Consider the following 20,335-nt stretch of genomic DNA (forward strand, 5'->3'; position numbering starts at 1 on the left):
CGGAGGAATGGCGACGGAGTACCCTGCCTGGCTATGGGAGTGCTGATTGCGGTCGAGGGCCTGGACGGCGCGGGCAAGCGAACGCTGATCGACCGGGTCGCCGCCGAGCTGTGCGGGCGGGGGCTGCGCGCCGCGACGATGGCCTTCCCGCGCTACGGTCACTCGGTCCACGCGGATCTGGCCGCCGAGGCGCTGCGCGGCGCGCATGGCGATCTCGCGGACTCGGCCCGTGGCATGGCTGTCCTGTTCGCGCTGGACCGCGCGGGCGCCCACGACGAGCTGTCGAAGCTCTTGGCCGACAACGACGTTGTCATCCTCGACCGCTACGTCGCGTCCAACGCCGCCTACTCCGCCGCGCGGCTCGGACAGTCCGCCGACGGCGAAATCATCGACTGGGTGGCGGAATTGGAGTTCGACAGGTTCGCCCTGCCCGCGCCGGCGGCGCAGGTGCTACTCGACGTGCCCGCCGAGGTCGCGGCCGAGCGTGCCCGCAGGCGAGGCGAACTCGACGCCGACCGTGCGCTGGATGTCTACGAGCGCGATGGCGGTCTGCAGCGCCGCACCGGTGCGGTGTACCGTGAGCTGGCCGCACGCGACTGGCACGGACCATGGTGGACATACCGATCCGATGACGATCCGGCTAAGCTGTCCGCGCGGATCGCCGAACTCGTTGGTCGGTAAGGTTGGATTACGCGCGGGTTCACACGAGTGTTGGCGTGGCGGCCCGATCCTGGCCTGGGAGATGACAACATAGTAGTTATGAAGCCGAAGATTCTGGTCGTCGACGACGATATGGCACTCGCTGAGATGCTCACGATCGTCTTGCGCGGGGAAGGGTTCGACCCGCATGTGGTCGGCGACGGCACACAGGCCCTTGCGGCGGTTCGGGAGATCCGCCCCGATCTGGTGTTGCTGGACCTGATGCTGCCTGGCATGAACGGCATCGACGTGTGCCGGGTGCTGCGGGCCGATTCCGGGGTTCCGATCGTGATGCTCACGGCCAAGACCGACACGGTCGACGTCGTGCTCGGTCTCGAGTCCGGTGCCGATGACTACATCGTCAAGCCGTTCAAGCCGAAAGAACTCGTCGCCCGCGTGCGTGCTCGTCTGCGCCGGACCGAGGACGAGCCCGCCGAGCTGCTGTCGATTGCGGATATCGTGATCGACGTGCCCGCGCACAAGGTCAGCCGCGGCGGCGCGCAGATCTCGCTGACGCCGCTGGAGTTCGACCTGCTGGTTGCGCTGGCACGGAAGCCGCGGCAGGTGTTCACCCGCGAGGTCCTGCTCGAGCAGGTTTGGGGATATCGGCACGCCGCCGATACCCGTCTGGTGAACGTCCACGTGCAGCGGCTGCGGGCGAAGGTCGAGAAAGATCCCGAGAATCCGGAGATCGTGCTGACCGTCCGTGGTGTCGGCTACAAGGCCGGACCGCCGTGATCCGGCCTGAGTTGATGGCCCGGAGGCGCTAGCTTGCGTGACCACGAAGGGCCCCGCGAAGGCCGGAATTCGGACACCGATGGCGTGGTCGCGCGTCTTCGAGGGTCGCTGGTACCTGTGGTTGCGTGGTCGCAAGCGGTAGGCAGCGCGTTGGGGCACCTCTGGCGCCGCTCGCTGCAGTTGCGCGTTATCGTCTCGACGCTGACCCTGTCGCTGATCGTCATCACGATCCTCGGCGTGGTGCTGACCAGTCAGATCACCGACCGCCTGCTGGACGCCAAGATCAACGCGGCGGTGGAGGAGATGAGCCGGGCGCGCAATACGGTGCAGAGCCAGTTGGTCGGTGTGCACGACATCGGGACCCAGCAACAGCGCTTGCAGGAGGCCCGTAACGCGTTGTCCAATCGCGGCGGCACCGGCCAATCCAGCGGCGCCGCAGGCAGTTTCGACTCGGCGCTGAGCATCATCAGCGGCACGCCACAGCAGCAGATCTCCGCCGGACCGATCCAGGAGGTGCCCGACGAGCTGCGGCGGTTCGTGCAGCGCAACCAGGTCAGCTACCAGTTCGCCACGGTCGCCGACTCGGATGGCTACCACGGCCGTGCGCTGATCATCGGCAGCCCGAGCGCAGACATCCCCACCCTGGAGATCTACCTGATCTTCCCGCTGTCCAACGAGGAACGCAGCCTGGCGCTGATGCGCGGCACCATGCTGGTCGGCGGCATCGTGCTGCTGGTGCTGTTGGCCGCGATCACCGCGCTCGTGACAAGACAGGTGGTGCTGCCGATCCGTTCCGCGGCCAGGATCGCGGGTCGGTTCGCGGACGGCAGGCTCAAGGAACGCATGCTGGTGCGCGGCGAGGACGACATGGCACGGCTGGCCCAGGCGTTCAACGAGATGGCCGAAAGCTTGTCCAACCAGATCACCCAGCTGGAGGAGTTCGGCAACCTGCAGCGCCGGTTCACCTCCGATGTCAGCCATGAGCTGCGCACGCCGCTCACCACGGTGCGCATGGCGGCCGATCTGATCCACGGCAGCAGCGACGACCTCGACCCCGCCCTGGCCCGCAGCGCCGAGCTGCTGGTCAACGAACTGGACCGGTTCGAGGGCCTGCTCAACGATCTGCTCGAGATCAGTCGCCACGACGCGGGCGTCGCCGAACTCCAGGTCGAATCACTCGACGTGCGGATGTGTGCGCGGGCCGCGATCTCCACCGTGCGACACCTGGCCAAGGACGCCGGTGTCGAAGTGATCGTCGATCTGCCGGATGATCCGCTGGTCGCCGAGGTGGACCCACGCCGGGTGGAACGGGTGTTGCGCAATCTGCTGGCCAACGCGCTCGACCACAGCGAGGGCAAGCCGGTGCTGATCAGGATGCGCGGCGATGTCCTGGCGAACGCGGTCGCTGTCGTCGTCCGCGACCAGGGTGTCGGTCTACGGCCCGGCGAGGAGAAATTGGTTTTCAATCGGTTCTGGCGCTCGGATCCGTCCCGGATGCGCCGCTCCGGCGGTACCGGCCTCGGCCTGTCGATCAGTGTGGAGGACGCGAATCTGCACGAGGGCAGGCTGGAGGCGTGGGGAGAGGCCGGCGTAGGCGCCAGTTTCCGGCTGACCTTGCCGCTGGTGCGCGGAAGGAAGCTCGGCGTGAGTCCGCTGCCGTTGGAACCTGCCCGCAAGTCGATGCGGCTCGTCGAACCGGAGCCGCCCGCCGAGGAACCGATCGTGGTCGAGCCGGTCGGCGTGGAACCGGACGTCGTGGGCGCTCCTGCGTCGACGTCCACCGATCCCGCGTCGGAATCGGGTATGGAATCTGCGTCGAGTGAGACGCCCACGTCCGGTGGCGCGCTCGAACCGGGTCCGCCTCGATCGGCTGACGGTCCTGGCTCTGATCGTGCGCGTGCACCTGGCGAGTCGGTCTCCGGTGGTTCGCCGGTGTTCGGTGATGGGCCCGCCGCTGGTGACCGGACGGTGTCCGATGATTCGCCGGAGTCCGGTGACGGTTGGGCTGCCGGTGATCCGCCGACCGGTGGCCAGTTGCCCTCGGACGAGGCCTCCGGTCCGAGTCCGGCGTCCATGTCCGGCGACGGCCCGGTGTCCGGTGCCGAATCCGTGTTCGGGTTCGGGTTCGGGTTCGGTAGCACGCCCGCGTCCGGTGCGAATGGATCGCAAGCGCCGCGGTCGGCACCGGACCACGGTGGGGTGTCGCGTACTTCCGGGGACGTACAGTCATGAGAATCCGTGCCGGGTCAGCGATGACGCAGCGGCTGTCCGCGCTGATCGCGGTCGCCGTCGCGATGGTTTTGCCGCTTACCGGATGCGCCAGCCTGCCCGAGTCGTCCGCGCCACAGGCACTGGGCACCATCAACCGCGAGCCCACCATGGAGGGCCCACCGCCACCGATCGCCAACCGGGATCCCGATCTACTGCTGCGCGACTTCTTGCAGGCCACCGCGGATCCGGCCAATCGTCATCTGGCCGCGCGCCAGTACATGACCCCCGCGGCCTCGGTCCAGTGGGACGACGCGGCGAGCACTGCGATCGTGGAGAAGCCGGACACGCTGCGGGAGTCTCGTGCCGGCGATCAGGCGACCTATCGGATCCGTGCGCGTAAGGTCGGCGAGCTGTCCGCGGACGGTGGGTACCGTCCCAGTGACGACATCATCGAGAACAAGATCGAGATGACCAAGGTCGATGGTGAGTGGCGCATCGACGATCTGCCGGACGGTGTCGTGATGGACTCCACCGCGTTCGCCAAGTCCTACCGGCGCTACGTGTTGTACTTCGTCGACCCGAGCGGAACAACGGTGGTGCCGGATCTGCGCTGGATCTCGGTGCCCAAGGCGCAGCTTGCCCAGAAGTTGCTCAGCCTGCTGATCGCGGGCCCGCAGCCGGCGCTCACCCCGGTACTACACAACGAGCTGGCTGCACCGGTCGCGTTACGCGGCACGATCACCAAGGCGAACGGCGACCCAGATGATGTCGGGGTCGGGCTCGGCGGCGTCAAGATCGATTTCGCCGGCGCGTCGGCGCTGAGCCCGCGCGATCGTGATCTGCTGGCCGCCCAGGTGGTGATCACCCTGTCCGGCGCCGACATCCTCGGACCCTACGTCCTGCTCGCCGACGGTAAACCGCTCGACGAACGGTTCGCCGTGAACGGGTGGACGGTCGCCGACGTCCAGCAATTCAGCCCGGCGGCGTCGCGCAGCCAGATCGGGTTGCACGCGCTCCGCGGTGGCGGACTGGTGCAATTCAGGGACAACGGCGCCATCACGCCGGCGCCGGGGTACTTCGGCGGGGTGAGCACCCTGCAGTCGGCGGCGCTGTCCGACGACGGCCAGCTGGTGGCCGCGGTGGCGGAGACCGGACGGCCCGAGCAGCCGCGCATGTTGATGGTGGGCACCTACGGCGGCAACGCCTTCCCGGTCGCCGCGGGTTCGACCATCACTCGACCGTCGTGGGCCCCTGACGGTGGTTCGGCGTGGGCGGTGGTCGATGGTGACCGGGTGATCCGGGCAGTGAACGACCGGGCCACCTCGACGGTCTCGGTGCAGGATATCGACATCTCGGCGCTTGCGACGGTGTCCTCCGGCATTGCGCCGAGATCGCCGATCACCGAGTTGCGGATCTCCAGCAGCGGCGTTCGTGCGGCGCTGATCGCCGACGGCAGGGTCTATGTGGCGGTGGTGGTACGGCGGCCGGACGGCCGCTACGCGCTCACCTCGCCACAGCAGGTCGCGATCACTCTGAGCACCCGCGCGGTCTCGCTCAGCTGGCTCAACCTGGACACGATCATGATCGCCCGTGAGGGCGAGGTCGACCCGGTGAACACCGTCGGAGTGGATGGTTCCCAGCCCGCGCCCCAGACCAGCCGGAACTTGACGGCGCCGGTGCGGGAGGTCAGCGCGACACCGGACCACCAGTACGTTGTGGACTCCCGCGCGGTGCTCGAACTGACCAGTAATCCGGATGGCGGCGAGCCGTACTGGCGCGAGGTGCCCGGTCTCGGCGCGAATGCCGTCCCGGTGCTGCCCGGCTGACATCGCGCGCCGCGTCCCCGCACCGACGTGCCGAAGGCGGTCCCCGGCCGCTGCGAGCATCGAGTCGATCGCGCGTGGGTGGATGACCGGTCAGTTGCCGTGACGGTTCGGCAGGCAGCGACCACCGCGGTTTCTGTCGTAATCCGTTCCGCGGCAGGTAAGCCCGCGGCCATAGCCCGGTGAAGTTGTCGGTGCGCCGGTGCAGACTCGGGCGATGGGGATGCTGCTGGAGCTGATTCTGCCGACGGAGTGTGGCGGGTGCGGTCTGTCTGGAACAGGGTGGTGTGCCGACTGCGACGCCGCGTTGGACGTGCCTCCGGTGCGGGTGCGGCCGCGCATGGATCCGGGCGTGCCGTGCTGGGCGCTCGGTCCTTATCGTGGGCCGGCCAGGCGCGCGGTGCTTGCGGCCAAGGAGCGGGGGCGGCGGGATCTGGCCGAACCGCTGGGAGTGGCGCTGGCGGGCGGACTGGCGCGACTGCGGTCGGTCGACCGGTCGCTGGTGCTGGTGCCCGCGCCGAGCAGAACCGCGGCGGCACGACGTCGGGGCGGAGATCCGGTGCTGCGGACATCGCGCGTCGCCGCGAGGCGACTGCCGGGGAGCCGGGTGGTGCCAGTGTTGCGCGTGTGGCGGGGTGTCCGTGATTCGGTGGGCTTGACGCCGGATGAGCGGGTGCACAATCTGCGCGGTCGGGTCATGACGGTGCCAGGTTTCGGGACGGACTGGACTATGCCGGCAAACGTCGAGGTGGTGGTGGTCGACGATGTCCTGACAACCGGTGCGACGGTCCGCGAATCGGTTCGCGCGCTGGCGCGAATCGGCATACCGGCACAGGGTGTCATGGTCACTTGTGCTGCTTGACTGGGGAAAATTTACGTGAACACTGGCGGTTGGCCCGTAGTCGTACTAGCGTCGCGAGCACACACCCGAACCGGGAGTTTGGAGGTGGCGCCTCGGACAACTTGTGCCGAGCAATTGTCGATCGGCACAGCTCAATCCCGCCGCATGTCCATTGGTGTGTGCGGCCATATCCGGGAGGTACGCGTGACGACTTCTTCACGAACTTCAGTGAAAGAATCTGCTCCTTCGGTGCTGGATACCGGCACCCAGGACGAGATAGAGCAATCCGCAACAGACAGTCAACGGGCGACCCGCGCCGATGTCGTGGTGAAAGGCCGCAACGTCGAGGTGCCCGACCATTTTCGAATCTACGTCGCGGAAAAACTCTCCCGCCTCGAACGCTTCGATCCGTCGATCTTTCTCTTCGACGTGGAGCTGTTCCACGAACGCAATCGTCGTCAGCGCAAGAGTTGCCAGCGCGTCGAAATCACCGCGCGCGGTAAGGGGCCCGTCGTTCGGGCCGAGGCCTGCGCGGACAGCTTCTATGCCGCTTTCGAGTCGGTGACCGCGAAGCTGGAGAGCAGACTGCGCCGCACCAAGGATCGGCGCCGGGTGCACTACGGGGACAAGACCCCCGTCTCCGTCGCCCAGGCCACGGCCGATCTGGTGGACGACTCCTTGTTCGAGCGGCCGAGCGGGTCGAGCGCCGCACATGATCATCCCGAGGGCGATAGCCGCCGCGTCGACGAAGCGGGCGAGATCCCGGATTACGCCGTCGGCCCTGGTCATATCGTGCGCACGAAGGCGCACTCGGCGACCCCGATGTCCGTTGACGACGCCCTCTATCAGATGGAACTCGTCGGGCACGACTTCTTCCTCTTCCAGGACAAGGAGACCGACCGGCCGTCGGTCGTCTATCGGCGCCATGCCTTCGACTACGGCCTGATCCGGCTCGCCTGACCTGGCCTTTCCCTCGTTGCTCCGGGTACTCGGCTCAACGGTCGGGTGCCCGGAGAACTTTGTCCGAAAGCTTTCGCGCCCTTGGCTATCGGCGCGTCGCGAGCCGCCGCCGCTGATCCGAGTCCATGTCCGGGAGAGCCGCGAGGATGGCCCGATGCTGTGGTGTGCGCCGCACCGCCTGGGCGCCCCGCGGGGCTACGGTGAAAAGCGCCACGGCAGGGCCAGGCGATGGCAGCACCGGCCGGAGCGACCGCATCCCGCGCGTGTTCATCACCGCGCGATCGGCGGTACCGCCAGGGTCGCCGCGCCGAGCGATATCGCCCCGAAAGTCGGTGTCGCCCAACGTGGGAGTGGGGACCGGATGGCCGCCGCGCGATGCGCCGGAGTACGAAGATCGCCACCACACTCGAACCGACGACGATCGCCGCGATGCGGTTTGTCCCGCTGATCGGCCCGGACCGGTTCGTCGACGAGGTGGCGGGTGTCCACCCTGACGGATTGCCGCTGGACGGTATCCACCGTCGGCGAGCGAGCCCACTAAACCTACTCGAGAGTAAGCTTAGTGGGCTCGAGCTTGTCGAAAGGACAATGCAGGGCCGTCGATATCGCCTGCCATGCCTTGATCGCGTCGGGGTGCGCACGCCGTGCGTGCGTACCCTTCGCGCGACGTCCGTCGTCCCAGATCGATTCGCCGATGAGTTGCTGCGGGTATTCACCGCTGACCGGTGGAGATCGCATGCGACTGTCGAGAAGCCGACGCGTGGCACATCGCCCAGCGGTCGGCGCGCTGCGGTTGTTCCTCCGTCGCGGTCGACCGCAGAGGTATCCCGGGCCGTGTATCGCGGGCGCTATTCGGTGTGCCGGGCCCCTAGGCTTGCGACTGCTCCGGCGGGCGCCGCCGACGATTGCGCCCCTCGTCGGCGATGAGCCGCAGACAGGTGTCGTAATCGGTTTCGCCGGGCGCGCCCTCCCGACGCAAGCGCAACGCCGCCTGCACCAGATCGATGCCCAGCTCGCTCGACAGCCGAATAGCATCAACCTTGGCCACTGCACAAACCTCCTGAAGCGATGCACACTGCGTACGAAGCAGTTTCGCCTTTGGTCGTACCCACTTGCCCAGCATTTGAACCATGAATGATCCACTCTGTCGGGGGAATAGACGCACCGGTGTCGGCGCGGCCCGGGTGAAATCCGCACCGCAGGACTCGACGGAGCGGCGAGCACGCGGAGTTCGCGGTAGTGAGCGCTCGACGGATCGTCAACCGTGATACGTCTCTCGGTGCACGGCATCGGTCAGCGGTCGTCTGGTGCGCCAACCGAAGCGCTCCAGGTCGGGGCTGCGTTGGAATCGGTGGACCGGGCCCACGCACAGCCAAGCGACCGGACGGATGCCCTCGGGCAGGCCGACCAGGCCGGTGAGGAACGCGGGGTCGTAGAACGACACCCAGCCGACGCCGACCCCTTCGGCGGTGGCGGCCAACCAGAGGTTCTCAATCGCGAGCACGGTCGAATAGATCCCGGTCTCGGGTACGGTCGCTCGGCCGAGTATCTGTGGTCCACCACGGCCGTGGTCGTAACTGACCACGATGCCGGTGCCGCTCTCGGTGATGCCTTCTATCTTGATCGGGTCGAACGTCGCGGCCCGCTCGGGTGGCAACGCATTCCGGAATTCGACGCGCTTGCCCGCCACGTGGTCGGCGAACTTTCGTAGTGTCGCCGGGTCGCGGACGACGACGAAGTCCCACGGCTGGGAGTTTCCGACGCTGGGCGCCTGATGCGCGGCCTCGAGAATCCGCCACAGCGTGGCATCGTCCACGATGTCGCCGGTGAACTCCGCGCGCACGTCGCGACGCAGCCGGATCGCCTCGTAGACGCTCAGATCATCAGCACACACGATCCCTAGTCAACCAGCAGCGCCAGCGCACCCGTACCACCTGTGCGGGTCGCCGAGCGGAGTCGTCGCCGTGCGGTCAGCCGAGGGCGGCCGCGCGACGCGTGAACCGGCGTCGGCTCTTCGCGATCGCGGTCCGCAGTCCCCGTCGTTTGCCGGTGACCGGGTCGATGGTGGCCGCCGCGTTGCCGCCGAACTTGCGCTCGGAGGCGGTCTCGGGGGCGTCGTCGACGGTGGCACGCAGGTATTTGTTCGGCAGCGACAATTTGAGAATGGTTCGCCAGGCCTTGAAGTACTGCACCGGGAGCGAGCCGGTGGTGTAGGGCAGGTCGTACTTGTCGGCCAGCTCGCGCACCCGCACCGCGATGTCGGCGTATCGGTTGCTCGGCAGGTCGGGGAACAGGTGGTGCTCGATCTGGTGACTCAGGTTGCCGGTCATGAAGTGCATGACCGGTCCGCCGGAGATGTTGGCGCTGCCCAGCATCTGGCGCAGGTACCACTGGCCCTGCGTCTCGCCGTCGATGTCGGCCTTGGTGAACTTCTCCGCGCCATCGGGGAAGTGTCCGCAGAAGATCACCGCGTTGGTCCACACGTTGCGGACCGCGTTGGCGGCCAGGTTGGCGGTCAGGGTGGAGAAGAACGCCGGACCGGTGAGCGCGGGGAAGACCACATAGTCCTTGACGATCTGCTTGCCGATCTTGGTGAATGCCTCGCCGCGCTTGCGCTCGAACTCAGCGCGCTCCGGGGTACCCGGCTTGTACCGGCCCGCGGCAAGCTTGCCCAACTCCAGGTGTTGGATAGCCACGCCGTACTCGAAGAACAGCTGCAGCAGCAGGTTGTAGACCGGGTTGCCCAGGTTGAACGGCTTCCACCGCTGATCGCGGGTCACCCGCAGCAGGCCGTAACCGATGTCGTCGTCCATGCCGAGCACATTGGTGTACTTGTGGTGCAGGTAGTTGTGCGTGTGCTTCCAGTGCTTGGACGGGCCCGTATTGTCCCATTCCCAGGAGCTGGAGTGGATCTCCGGATCGTTCATCCAGTCCCACTGGCCGTGCATGACGTTGTGCCCGATCTCCATGTTCTCGATGATCTTGGAGGTGCTGAGCAGGGCGACGCCGGCCAGCCACGCGGGGCGCGCGGCGCTCGCGAACAGCATCGCGCGGCCGCTGATCTCCAGTGCGCGTTGGAGCCGGATGACACGGCGGATGTACTTCGCGTCGCGCTCGCCGCGCGAAGCTTCGATTTCCCGTCGGATCGCGTCGAACTCCGCGCCGAGTGCTTCCACATCGGCCTCGGTCAGGTGCGCGTATTCCTTGACATCCGAGATCGCCATACCGGTTACTCTACCGTAAGTTACGAGACCGTAGGTTGTGTGGAAATAGTCACAATCAGGCCAAGGGATGCATTACGGTTCGGATGGTACGCCGTCTGTCGAATTCATCTGCGGCTGAATCGAAAAGACTTGTCCCGCACGGCTTTCCGATGCAGTGCCGCCTGCTCCTGGGCGCGTTCCTGTAGTGCGTGGGTGGCCTCGCGCAGGAGCGCTTGCTCGTGCTTGGCCTTCTCCCGCAATGCTGCTTTCGCCTCGCGCAGCAGCTCCTTCTCCTGGCGTGCCTTCTCTTTGAGTACGACCTTCGCTTCGCGCAGCGCCGAACGCAGACCGCGACGCTTGCCGGTCTCCGGGTCGATGCGCAACCAATGCGTGGACTCCGCGGCTGGCAGCGGTAGATCGCCGAGTGACGGCAGCGTGATGCCGACGAATTTGCGTTCCGAGGAGGTCTCGGGGGCATTGTCGGCGGTCGCCTTCAGCAGCCGGTCCGGCAGTGCGAGTTTGTGGATGGTGCGGAAGGCGAGCAGATACTGCTTGCCCAGCGAACCGGTGGTGTAGGGCAGGTCGTACTTGTCGCACAGCTCGCGTACCCGTACCGCGATCTCCGGATATCGGTTGCTGGGCAGGTCGGGGAACAGGTGGTGCTCGATCTGGTAGCAGAGATTGCCACTCATGAACGCCATCGCGGGACCGGCCTTGAAATTGGCGCTGCCCAGCATCTGACGCAGGTACCATTCGCCGCTGGTTTCGTTCTCGAGCTGTTCGATGGTGAACTTCTCCGCGCCGTCCGGGAAATGGCCACAGAAGATCACCGCGTATGTCCACAGGTTGCGCACCAGGTTGGCCGTCGCGTTCGCCTTCAGGGTCTGCTTGAAGGCCGGTCCGGTGAGCGCGGGGTAGATTAGGAAGTCCTTGGCCAGCTGCCGGGAGATCTTGCGGCCGAATTCCCGGTTCGGCTGCGACATGAGCTGTCGGCGCGGGACGCCCGCCAGATCTTTCTCGATGCTCCAGTCATGTAGCGCGATGCCCCACTCGAAGGTCGCGGCCAGCAGCAGGTTCGCCAGGGGTTGCACCAGGTGGATCGGCCGCCACGGTTCGTCGCGGGTCATGCGCAGAATGCCGAAGCCGAGGTCCTCGTCCTTGCCGAGGACGTTGGTGTAGGTGTGATGGGAGTAGTTGTGTGCGCGGCGCCACTGCGACGAGGGACCGGTCATGTCCCATTCCCAGGTGCTGGAGTGGATCTCCGGGTCGTTCATCCAGTCCCACTGCCCGTGGCTGACATTGTGCCCGAGTTCCATGTTCTCGATGATCTTGGCGACCGAGAGCAGCGCGGTGCCGGTCAGCCAGGCCCAGCGGTTGCGGCTGCCGAACAACACGACGCGTCCGGCCACCTCCAGGCCACGCTGCGCGGCGATCGTGCGTCGGATGTACTTCGCGTCGCGCTCGCCGCGGGACAACTCGATCGAGCGGCGGATCGAATCCAGCTCCTGCCCCAGGGTGTCGATGTCGCCCGCCGTGAGGTGGGCGAACGCCTTGATATCGGTGATGGCCACCGGGGTCCTTTCACTACTCGATTTAGATCGAGGGTACCCGCCGGACTACACGTCCAGGGTGCAGTCGCCGGCGGCCGCCGAGATGCAGGTCTGCACCTTGTCGCCCTCGCGGTGCTCGTCGCCGTTGCGCAGATCGCGGACGTGGCCGGAACGCAACGTGACGACACAGGTTTGGCAGATGCCCATGCGGCAGCCGAACGGCATCTGGACACCGACGGACTCGCCCGCCTCCAGCAGGCTGGTCGCGCCGTCCACCGCGGTGGTGCGTCCGGTCTTGCCGAAGGTGACCGTGCCGCCCTCGCCGACCGCCGAGCGTTCGATCTCGAACCGCTCGACGTGCAGACGGTCGGACAGGTCCGTGTCGCGCCAGTGCTTTTCGATCTCGTCCAGCATGGCGGCGGGCCCGCACGCCCAGGTCTGCCGCTCCCGCCAGTCCGGGAACGTCGTGTCGAGGTCCGCGAGCGCGAACTTGCCGTGCTGGCCGGTCAGGTGCAGGTGTGAGCGGAAACTCGGATTCCGATCGTGCAGTGCGCGCAACTCCGCAGCGAACATCACGTCGTCGGCGGTGCGTGCGGAGTGCAGATGCACCACATCGGTGACCAGTTCGCGACGGTCCATGGCGCGCAGCATCGACATCACCGGGGTGATGCCGCTGCCCGCGGTAAGGAACAAAACCCGCTCCGGCGGCGGGTAGGGCAGCACGAATCCGCCCTGTGGCGCCGCGAGCCGGACCACGGTGCCGACCGGAACGCCGCTGACCAGGTGGCTGGACAGGAACCCTTCCGGCATCGCCTTCACTGCGATCGAAATCAGTCGCTTGCCGCCGTGTCCCGGTGCGGACCAGTTCGGCGGGCAGGTCAACGAGTACGAGCGCCAGTGCCAGCGGCCGTCGATCAGGATCCCGATGCCGATGTACTGACCGGGTTGGTATTTGAAGTCGAACCCCCAGCCCGGTTTGATCACCAGGGTCGCGGAGTCGGTGGTTTCCTTGCGCACCTCGACGATGCGCCCACGCAGTTCCCGCGCCGACCACAGCGGGTTGGCCAGGTGCAGATAGTCGTCCGGCAGCAGCGGGGTGGTCATTCTGGCGACGGCGCCGCGCAGCACGTTCAGCCTGCCGCCGCGTTCAGCGACACTCGCGGCAGGCGCCTCGAGCCACTCACGGACGCCCCGCACCGAGAATGCCGCTTTTCTCGAACCCATCGCTGCCGTTCGTCTCCTCGTCGTGGGATGCGTCGGCCACCGTCGGACCGATCGGACACCGCCTCGGCAGCAAGGTTACGGCATCGTAGGTTGACGCGGCGAGCAAGCCTCGGCGAACCCGCGCCGGACGCCGAACGGGCTCGCCCGCTCGCGATTCAGAGCAGATCGAGCAGGAAGGGCAGCTCCTGCGCGGCGTACCAGGCCAGCTGATGGTCTTCGGCATCGCCGAGCACGAACTCGGCGTCGATATCGCCGAGATCGGCCGCATCGATCACGTCGACCGCCTTGGCCACGGCCGGCTCCGCGTCGGCCAGGTCGACGTGCACCGAGGCGATCTGCTGGTAGCTGATCGGACCTGCGAGTCGCACGACAGCGTCGTCGAGGTCGGGGCGCAGTTTCGTGCCGTTCACATCGGCGGCGATCACCGCCCGCCGGTAGACCGGGTTGCCGGACGAGAACGGCGCGTCGTCATCAGCCGATGCTGTCGGCGCTGTTGGTTCTGTTTCGGCTTCGGACTCCGTGATCTGCTCGCGCTCGGCGGCGAGCAGGCGTAGCGAGGCGAGGGCGGCTTCGGCCATGGCCACTTCACCGAGTTCCTCGTCGTCACCGGCGGCGTACGCCTCACGCAGCGCGGGCGTGACCGCGAACGCGGTACCGCTGACGGCGGCCAGCTCCCGGTTCGTGACCAGTTCGCGCAGCATCGGCACCGTCGCCGGGATGTAGACCCGTAGTTTCGTGTCGTCAGACGCAGGCACCGAGCATCTCCTCCATGGAATCGCGCACCGCCGCGGCGAGCACGTCGATGTCGGCCATCGCGTCGCGGTCGGCGTTGAGTCCGTAGAAGACGCGTCCGTCGTAGGACGTGATCCCGATACTCGACGCCTGATTGCGCAGCAGTGGCGACACCGGGTACATCTCCAGCATCCGCGCGCCGCCGATGAACATCGGCGTCTGCGGACCCGGCGCGTTGGTGATCACCAAGTTGAACGTGTGCTCTGCGAACGTACTCGCCGCGCGCACGCTCATCGCATGCAGGCTGGCTGGAGCGAACCCGGCCAGATGAACGAGGGTGCGCGCGCGGATGCCGCGCCGCTGTCTGCCGTTGAATTCGGTGGCGTGGGCGATGTGCGACAACCGCATGACGGGATTCGGCTCGCCGACCGGAAGATCGATCAGGAACGACGACACCTCGGCCTCGGGTTTCAGCTGGTCCCCGTCGCTTCCTTCGACATACACCGACATCGGCACGACTGCCCGCAGCGTGGTCGACTCGGTGAGCGCCTCGCCGCGCGAGAGTAGCCAGTTCCGCAGCGCGCCGGTGACCACGGCGAGGATCGCGTCGTTGATCGAGCAGTTGAAGCGCCCGCGGATCGTGCGGTAATCCTCCAGATCGGTCCGCACCACATCGAAGCGCCGGTTGCGGGAGGTGCGGGTGTTGAGCGGACTGTCCGGCGCGCCGGTTGCCACTGTCCGCACCGCCGAGACCACCGAGTCGACCGCGCGCCCCGCCGTGCCGATCACCGCGAATGCGCCGGCGCTCGCGTCGCGCGCCACCTCCCACGCCTTGCGTGGCTGCGCGGCGAGATGAGCCAGCGCACCGACCAGCAGTTCGACATCGCTGGGTTCACGGGGCGCGATCCAAGCGTCGTCGGCCAGTTCACGTGGTGAGGGCCCGGTGTCGAGGATCACATGGCCGATCTCCAGCGCGGTATCCCCGTCGACCAGCGCTGAATGCGACTTGGTGAAGATCGCGCAGCGGCCCTCGGACAGGCCCTCGATCAGATGCATCTCCCATAACGGCCTGCTCTGATCCAGTGGATACGAGGCGAGTCGAGCGACCAGATCGTGCAGCTGTTCGTCGGTACCGGGATCGGGGAGTGCCGAGCTCCGGATGTGGTAAGTGATGTCGAATCGGCTGTCCTCGACCCAGACCGGCCGCCCGAGCGACAGCGGGATCTCCCGCACCCTGCGCCGGTACCTCGGTACCAGCGGGAGCCTGCTCTCGACCAGGTCGACCAGCCGGTCGTAGTTCAGGATCGGTGGGCCGGCGCCGTCGCCCGCGTCGGTGCAGCGGACGATCGCGAGGGAGCCGATATGGATCGGATTGCTGCTCGACTCGAGCCGGTAGAACTCCGCGTCTTGCGGCGTCAGTCTCGTGATCACGCTGCCCGGTACTCCTTTTCCCGATGCCGTCCCCACCCATTGTGGTGCCGCATCAGCGGTTGCCTCGCCCGTTGTGGCATATCCGGTGAAATCGGTGGCGCTCCCCTGGCTCAGGTGGTGCGTGCCACGCACTTCCGTTCGAGCTCGGGAACCCGATTCGATCACAGCGGGAAGCAGGATGCACTGTGGACGATTGTTCGCTCGCTCCGCGTGTCGGCCACCGCGCCGAATCCGAGGACCTCGCCGGTCCACCGCCACTGTGTCCGTGCGTTCAGTCCCGATCGATGTCGTGGGACGTGCACAGCGCGCGACCAACGTTCGTCCTCACGCGGACGAACGCGGAAACGGGTTCCACCGCAATGGATTCGCGGGGAATTCGCTGTGCGCGTGGACTCGTCGGTGCCGTGTGCAGGTGGCCGGCCTCCCCCCGATAGCGCGGCCTGCGGACGGACACCACCCGCGCCCGGCGCGTACCGTGCGAGCGGGCGTGCCCGTCAGGGGCGGGACGACCTGGGTGAGGCGGCACGTCGCTGCTCGTCGGCGCCTACCATGGGTGCCGCATTACCATGAAGCGTGCAGCGGATTCCATGCGACCGTGTGGGCCCGCACACCGGCCCGGGGGGCCGACGAGACGACTGACACACCGACCAGAGGACTGACGAGACCCGTGCCTGCGCTGACACTGACGAGGTTGCTACGGATTGGTGAGGGTCGCATGGTCAAGCGACTGTCGAACTTCGCCGAGCAAGTCCTCGACCTCGAGTCGGAATACGAGGATCTCACCGACGCCGAGCTGCGCGGCAAGACCGACGAGTTCCGCGAGCGCTACGCCGACATGGTCGAGGACGGCGAAGCCGACCCGCTCGGCCAGCTCATGGCCGAGGCGTTCGCGGTGGCGCGCGAGGCGTCCTGGCGCGTGCTGAACCAGAAGCATTACAAGGTTCAGATGATGGGTGGCGCGGCACTGCACACCGGCAACATCGCCGAGATGAAGACCGGTGAGGGCAAGACCCTGACCTCGGTGCTCCCCGCCTACCTCAACGCGATCAGCGGCGACGGCGTGCACGTGGTCACCACCAACGATTACCTGGCCAAGCGCGACTCCGAGTGGATGGGCCGGGTGCACCGCTTCCTGGGTCTCGAGGTGGGCGTGATCTTGTCCGGCATGACCCCCGCCCAACGGCGGGTGGCCTACAACGCCGATATCACCTATGGCACGAACAACGAGTTCGGCTTCGACTACCTGCGCGACAACATGACCCACTCGCTGGAAGACCTGGTGCAGCGCGGACACAATTTCGCCATCGTCGACGAGGTCGACTCCATCCTGATCGACGAGGCGCGCACCCCGCTGATCATCTCGGGTCCGGCCGACGCTTCCTCCAAGTGGTACGCCGAGTTCGCGCGTATCGCCCCGCTGCTGAAGAAGGACCTGCACTACGAGGTCGACATCAAGAAGCGCACCATCGGCGTGCACGAGGCAGGCGTCGAGTTCGTCGAGGATCAGCTCGGCATCGACAACCTGTACGAGGCTGCCAACTCACCGCTGGTGAGCTATCTGAACAACGCCATCAAGGCCAAGGAACTCTACACCCGCGACAAGGACTACATCGTCCGTGACGGCGAAGTGATCATCGTCGACGAGTTCACCGGCCGCATCCTGGTCGGACGCCGCTACAACGAGGGCATGCACCAGGCGATCGAGGCCAAGGAGGAGGTCGAGATCCAGGCGGAGAACCAGACTCTCGCCACGATCACGCTGCAGAACTACTTCCGCCTCTACGACAAGCTGTCCGGCATGACCGGTACCGCCGAGACCGAGGCCGCCGAGTTGCATCAGATCTACCACCTCGGCGTTGTCCCGATCCCGACGAACAGGCCGATGGTCCGCGCCGACCAGTCCGACCTGATCTACAAGACCGAAGAGGCCAAGTTCGCCGCCGTGGTGGACGACGTCACCGAGCGGCACGAGAACGGCCAGCCGGTGCTGATCGGTACCACCAGCGTCGAGCGCTCGGAGTACCTGTCCAAACAGTTCACCAAGCGCGGCATCCCGCACAACGTGCTGAACGCGAAGTTCCACGAGAAGGAAGCCGAGATCATCGCCGAGGCCGGACGTCCGGGCGCGGTGACCGTCGCGACGAACATGGCCGGTCGCGGTACCGACATCGTGCTCGGCGGCAACCCGGACATCGTCACCGACGTCCTGCTGCGCAAGCAGGGGCTCGACCCGGTCGAGACGCCCGAGGAGTACGAGCGGGCGTGGCTGCCGACCCTGGAGCAGGTCAAGGCGCAAACCGCCGAGGACGCGGAGGCGGTTCGCGACGCGGGTGGCCTGTATGTGCTGGGCACCGAGCGCCATGAGTCGCGCCGTATCGACAACCAGTTGCGCGGCCGCTCCGGTCGTCAGGGCGACCCCGGCGAGTCTCGTTTCTACCTGTCGCTGGGTGACGAGTTGATGCGTCGCTTCAACGGTGCCGCGTTGGAAGCGATCATGACCCGGCTGAACCTGCCCGACGACGTGCCGATCGAGGCGAAGATGGTCTCCAAGGCCATCAAGAGCGCGCAGACCCAGGTCGAGCAGCAGAACTTCGAGATCCGCAAGAACGTGCTCAAGTACGACGAGGTGATGAATCAGCAGCGCACCGTCATCTACGCGGAGCGCGAGCGGATCCTGCGCGGCGAGGACATGGAGGGCCAGGTCCAAAGCATGATCACGGATGTGATCACCGCTTATGTGGATGGTGCCACCGCCGAGGGCTATGTCGAGGATTGGGACCTGGACAAGCTGTGGACGGCGCTCAAGACGCTGTACCCGGTGGGTATCGCCTACCAGGATCTGACCGGCGAAACCGAGATCGGGGAAGCGGGCGAACTGTCTCGCGAGGAACTGCTCGAGGCGCTGCTGGATGACGCGCACGACGCCTACGAGCGCCGTGAATCCGAGATCGACGGCCTCGCGGGTGCGGGCAGCATGCGCAACCTCGAACGGCAAGTGCTGCTGTCGGTACTCGACCGCAAATGGCGCGAGCACCTCTATGAGATGGACTACCTGAAGGAAGGGATCGGCCTGCGCGCCATGGCGCAGCGTGACCCGCTGGTCGAGTATCAGCGGGAGGGCTTCGACATGTTCACCGCGATGCTCGACGGCCTGAAGGAGGAGTCCGTCGGCTTCCTGTTCAACCTCCAGGTCGAAGTGCAGCAGCCGCAGCCGGAAGGCGTCGCGGTCGACCCCGGCCTGCGTTCGCCCGTCGGCGCCATGACCGCGCCGCGCCCGCTGCCCACCGAAGAGGTTCGGGTCGCCAATGGCCACGGCGCCCCAGCCGCGTTGCGCGCCAAGGGCATCGACCAGGCCGGAGCTCGCGGCTTCAGTTACTCGGGCCCCAACGAGGGCGGCCGCGCCGAGGTGCACAGCGACGCCGAGGAATACGGCGCCGACACCACCCAGCCCACCCGTCGCGAGCGCCGCGAGGCAGCCCGGTCGGAGGCGAAAGGCACGCGTGCGCCGAAGACTCGTCGTCGGCACTGAGGTCATCGGCTGAGCGAGCAGGCGCCCGGGGATTCCCTGGGCGCCTGCGCTGTCACTGTGGGCGGATCATGAGCCAGTGGTTTGTCGATCACGGCATTGCTGGGAGCTCGATTCAGAATCGATTCCACGGGCAATACGCTTCGACCGCCGCACCCAGGAACAAGAATGGGTAGTCGACGAATTTGCCGGTCTCGTCGGCCAGATAGATCCGATTGCCGGCGGTGTTGCCGTGCTTGTTCAGGTAGTCGCACTCGGTTCGAGCCAGTTCGATGACGGCGTTCTGCATGCTGTAACTGGCGTCCTCGTAGTAGCTTTCGCGCAGGAACTGCCGGTCGGCGCTGCTGCGCGCCGGGCTGGAAGCGCCACTGGCCGAACTGGGGTTCGGCGCGGCGATCGCGGTGCGCGCGCCGCCGAAGATCAGGGCGGTGCAGAAGACGCTGGCGATGACGAGATTGCGCATGAGTCCTTCCGGGTTGGGAATCGGGTTGAATGAGCTGGTTACTGGCCTGCGGCGGCGGTAGCTCGCGGCGCCCGTCGCTGTCGATATCGAGACCTGGACCGGGTCATGTCTCCGGACCCCCTGTTCTGCGAGCGCGCAGAGCGCAGTTGCATAACCCCTGGTTGCAGCGTATGGACGCTAGCGGAAAACACTGCGCGGTAGCGAATTCCGCGGACCTTCCGTCGAATCCTTCGGGCATCGACCTGCCTCGGGTTTGGACTCGCCGCGATCGGCTTGTGCGCAGTCCATCGCCGCGCGTCGAAACCGGGGGCCACCCCAACGGTGCGCCATGGTTCGCCGGGCGACCCGCCGGCCCGAATCGACGGAGAACCGGTATGTGAGTTGCCGGTTCGCCGACCCGTGCTGCCGTCGCGCAGGAGACGGCGTTCCGCGAAGCCGGGGGAGAAGTCCGGTCCGGCCGAGTGCCCAAGGGGCTGGCCGGGATCGGGCGACACTCGGCGGTTCGCTGAATGCGGGTACGACACGAGGAACGGAGGTAGTTTGCCTGGCGTGGACCGCGCGGCTGTCGAAGCATGGGTTGCCGGATACGAACGGGCTTGGCGGGCGCCGGGTACCGAAAGGCTCGCTGATCTCTTCACCGCTGATGCCGGATATCTGATTTCGCCGTGGGCCGAGCCACTGATCGGGCTCGCCTCGCTGGCCGAATTCTGGGCGGGCGGCCGGGACGGGCCGGACGAACCGTTCACGATGGAGACCGAGGTGGTGGCCGTGGACTGGCCGAACGCGGTGGTCCGTGTCGAGGTCGAGTACGCGAAGGACGAGCCGTCGCGCTGGCGCGATCTGTGGGTACTGCGATTCGACGGCGACGGGCGCTGCGCCTGGTTCGAGGAGTGGCCGTTCTCGCCGCGACAGCCCAACGGACGCTAGGGCGCCA

At 66.8% G+C, this 20,335-nt stretch carries 15 protein-coding genes and 1 pseudogene; 8 read left to right on the forward strand and 8 right to left on the reverse strand.

Going from position 1 to position 20,335, the window contains the following annotated elements; translation table 11 throughout:
• Positions 1–33 precede the first annotated feature (33 nt).
• The 6 genes and pseudogenes from AB0B25_RS23315 to raiA all read left to right on the forward strand — a co-directional run bounded on the left by AB0B25_RS23315 (position 34) and on the right by raiA (position 7,272).
• Positions 34–681, forward strand: coding sequence for a dTMP kinase (locus tag AB0B25_RS23315; RefSeq protein WP_357183109.1), 648 nt, complete (start codon positions 34–36; stop codon positions 679–681).
• Between the two features lie 69 nt (positions 682–750).
• Complete coding sequence (gene mtrA, locus AB0B25_RS23320; RefSeq protein ID WP_357183186.1) at positions 751–1,437, forward strand: MtrAB system response regulator MtrA; 687 nt, start codon at positions 751–753, stop codon at positions 1,435–1,437.
• A 108-nt stretch (positions 1,438–1,545) separates the two neighbouring features.
• A pseudogene (gene mtrB / locus AB0B25_RS23325) lies at positions 1,546–3,138 on the forward strand (MtrAB system histidine kinase MtrB); the annotation flags it as partial.
• Positions 3,139–3,665: 527 nt separating this feature from the next.
• Positions 3,666–5,474, forward strand: a complete 1,809-nt coding sequence (gene lpqB, locus AB0B25_RS23330; protein ID WP_357183112.1) for an MtrAB system accessory lipoprotein LpqB — start codon at positions 3,666–3,668, stop codon at positions 5,472–5,474.
• 214 nt (positions 5,475–5,688) lie between these two features.
• A complete protein-coding gene (locus tag AB0B25_RS23335; protein ID WP_357183115.1) occupies positions 5,689–6,333 on the forward strand; it encodes a ComF family protein in 645 nt (214 codons plus the stop codon).
• 255 nt (positions 6,334–6,588) lie between these two features.
• The gene (gene raiA / locus AB0B25_RS23340; RefSeq protein WP_357183189.1) at positions 6,589–7,272 is read left to right on the forward strand and encodes a ribosome-associated translation inhibitor RaiA; all 684 of its coding nucleotides are present in this window, start codon (positions 6,589–6,591) and stop codon (positions 7,270–7,272) included.
• A gap of 868 nt (positions 7,273–8,140) precedes the next feature.
• Here the strand turns inward: raiA and AB0B25_RS23345 are convergent.
• The 7 genes from AB0B25_RS23345 to AB0B25_RS23375 all read right to left on the reverse strand — a co-directional run bounded on the left by AB0B25_RS23345 (position 8,141) and on the right by AB0B25_RS23375 (position 15,412).
• Positions 8,141–8,320: a hypothetical protein gene (locus tag AB0B25_RS23345; RefSeq protein ID WP_357183118.1), complete on the reverse strand. Its 180-nt coding sequence runs from the start codon at positions 8,318–8,320 to the stop codon at positions 8,141–8,143.
• A gap of 210 nt (positions 8,321–8,530) precedes the next feature.
• Complete coding sequence (gene bluB, locus AB0B25_RS23350) at positions 8,531–9,166, reverse strand: 5,6-dimethylbenzimidazole synthase (protein ID WP_357183121.1); 636 nt, start codon at positions 9,164–9,166, stop codon at positions 8,531–8,533.
• A gap of 76 nt (positions 9,167–9,242) precedes the next feature.
• Positions 9,243–10,496 carry a fatty acid desaturase gene (locus AB0B25_RS23355; RefSeq protein WP_357183124.1) on the reverse strand — a complete coding sequence of 418 codons (1,254 nt, stop codon included), beginning with the start codon at positions 10,494–10,496 and terminating at the stop codon, positions 9,243–9,245.
• 104 nt (positions 10,497–10,600) lie between these two features.
• Positions 10,601–12,046, reverse strand: a complete 1,446-nt coding sequence (locus AB0B25_RS23360; RefSeq protein ID WP_357183127.1) for a fatty acid desaturase — start codon at positions 12,044–12,046, stop codon at positions 10,601–10,603.
• A gap of 45 nt (positions 12,047–12,091) precedes the next feature.
• Positions 12,092–13,249: a ferredoxin reductase gene (locus tag AB0B25_RS23365; RefSeq protein WP_357183129.1), complete on the reverse strand. Its 1,158-nt coding sequence runs from the start codon at positions 13,247–13,249 to the stop codon at positions 12,092–12,094.
• Between the two features lie 155 nt (positions 13,250–13,404).
• Complete coding sequence (locus tag AB0B25_RS23370; RefSeq protein WP_357183192.1) at positions 13,405–13,950, reverse strand: hypothetical protein; 546 nt, start codon at positions 13,948–13,950, stop codon at positions 13,405–13,407.
• Positions 13,951–13,990: 40 nt separating this feature from the next.
• A complete protein-coding gene (locus AB0B25_RS23375; protein ID WP_357183132.1) occupies positions 13,991–15,412 on the reverse strand; it encodes a wax ester/triacylglycerol synthase family O-acyltransferase in 1,422 nt (473 codons plus the stop codon).
• Positions 15,413–16,079: 667 nt separating this feature from the next.
• On the opposite strand from AB0B25_RS23375, the gene secA reads away from it, so the two are divergent.
• Positions 16,080–18,941, forward strand: coding sequence for a preprotein translocase subunit SecA (gene secA, locus AB0B25_RS23380; RefSeq protein ID WP_357183135.1), 2,862 nt, complete (start codon positions 16,080–16,082; stop codon positions 18,939–18,941).
• Positions 18,942–19,053: 112 nt separating this feature from the next.
• On the opposite strand, the gene AB0B25_RS23385 is transcribed toward secA, so the two are convergent.
• Positions 19,054–19,401 carry a DUF732 domain-containing protein gene (locus tag AB0B25_RS23385; RefSeq protein ID WP_357183137.1) on the reverse strand — a complete coding sequence of 116 codons (348 nt, stop codon included), beginning with the start codon at positions 19,399–19,401 and terminating at the stop codon, positions 19,054–19,056.
• Between the two features lie 549 nt (positions 19,402–19,950).
• Here AB0B25_RS23385 and AB0B25_RS23390 point away from each other — a divergent pair.
• Positions 19,951–20,328 (forward strand): nuclear transport factor 2 family protein, encoded by a 378-nt coding sequence (locus tag AB0B25_RS23390; RefSeq protein ID WP_357183139.1) that lies wholly within the window; start codon positions 19,951–19,953, stop codon positions 20,326–20,328.
• Positions 20,329–20,335: the final 7 nt, after the last annotated feature.

The organism is Nocardia sp. NPDC049190, from assembly GCF_040648115.1.
GTDB lineage: Bacteria > Actinomycetota > Actinomycetes > Mycobacteriales > Mycobacteriaceae > Nocardia.

What these genes read in the sequence shown, in the direction of transcription:
- AB0B25_RS23315 (WP_357183109.1), top strand. Translation starts at nt 34, where the DNA reads ATGGGAGTGCTGATTGCGGTCGAGGGCCTGGACGGCGCGGGCAAGCGA.
- lpqB (WP_357183112.1), top strand. Translation starts at nt 3,666, where the DNA reads ATGAGAATCCGTGCCGGGTCAGCGATGACGCAGCGGCTGTCCGCGCTG.
- AB0B25_RS23335 (WP_357183115.1), top strand. Translation starts at nt 5,689, where the DNA reads ATGGGGATGCTGCTGGAGCTGATTCTGCCGACGGAGTGTGGCGGGTGC.
- AB0B25_RS23355 (WP_357183124.1), bottom strand. Translation starts at nt 10,496, where the DNA reads ATGGCGATCTCGGATGTCAAGGAATACGCGCACCTGACCGAGGCCGAT.
- AB0B25_RS23365 (WP_357183129.1), bottom strand. Translation starts at nt 13,249, where the DNA reads ATGGGTTCGAGAAAAGCGGCATTCTCGGTGCGGGGCGTCCGTGAGTGG.
- AB0B25_RS23370 (WP_357183192.1), bottom strand. Translation starts at nt 13,950, where the DNA reads ATGCTGCGCGAACTGGTCACGAACCGGGAGCTGGCCGCCGTCAGCGGT.
- AB0B25_RS23385 (WP_357183137.1), bottom strand. Translation starts at nt 19,401, where the DNA reads ATGCGCAATCTCGTCATCGCCAGCGTCTTCTGCACCGCCCTGATCTTC.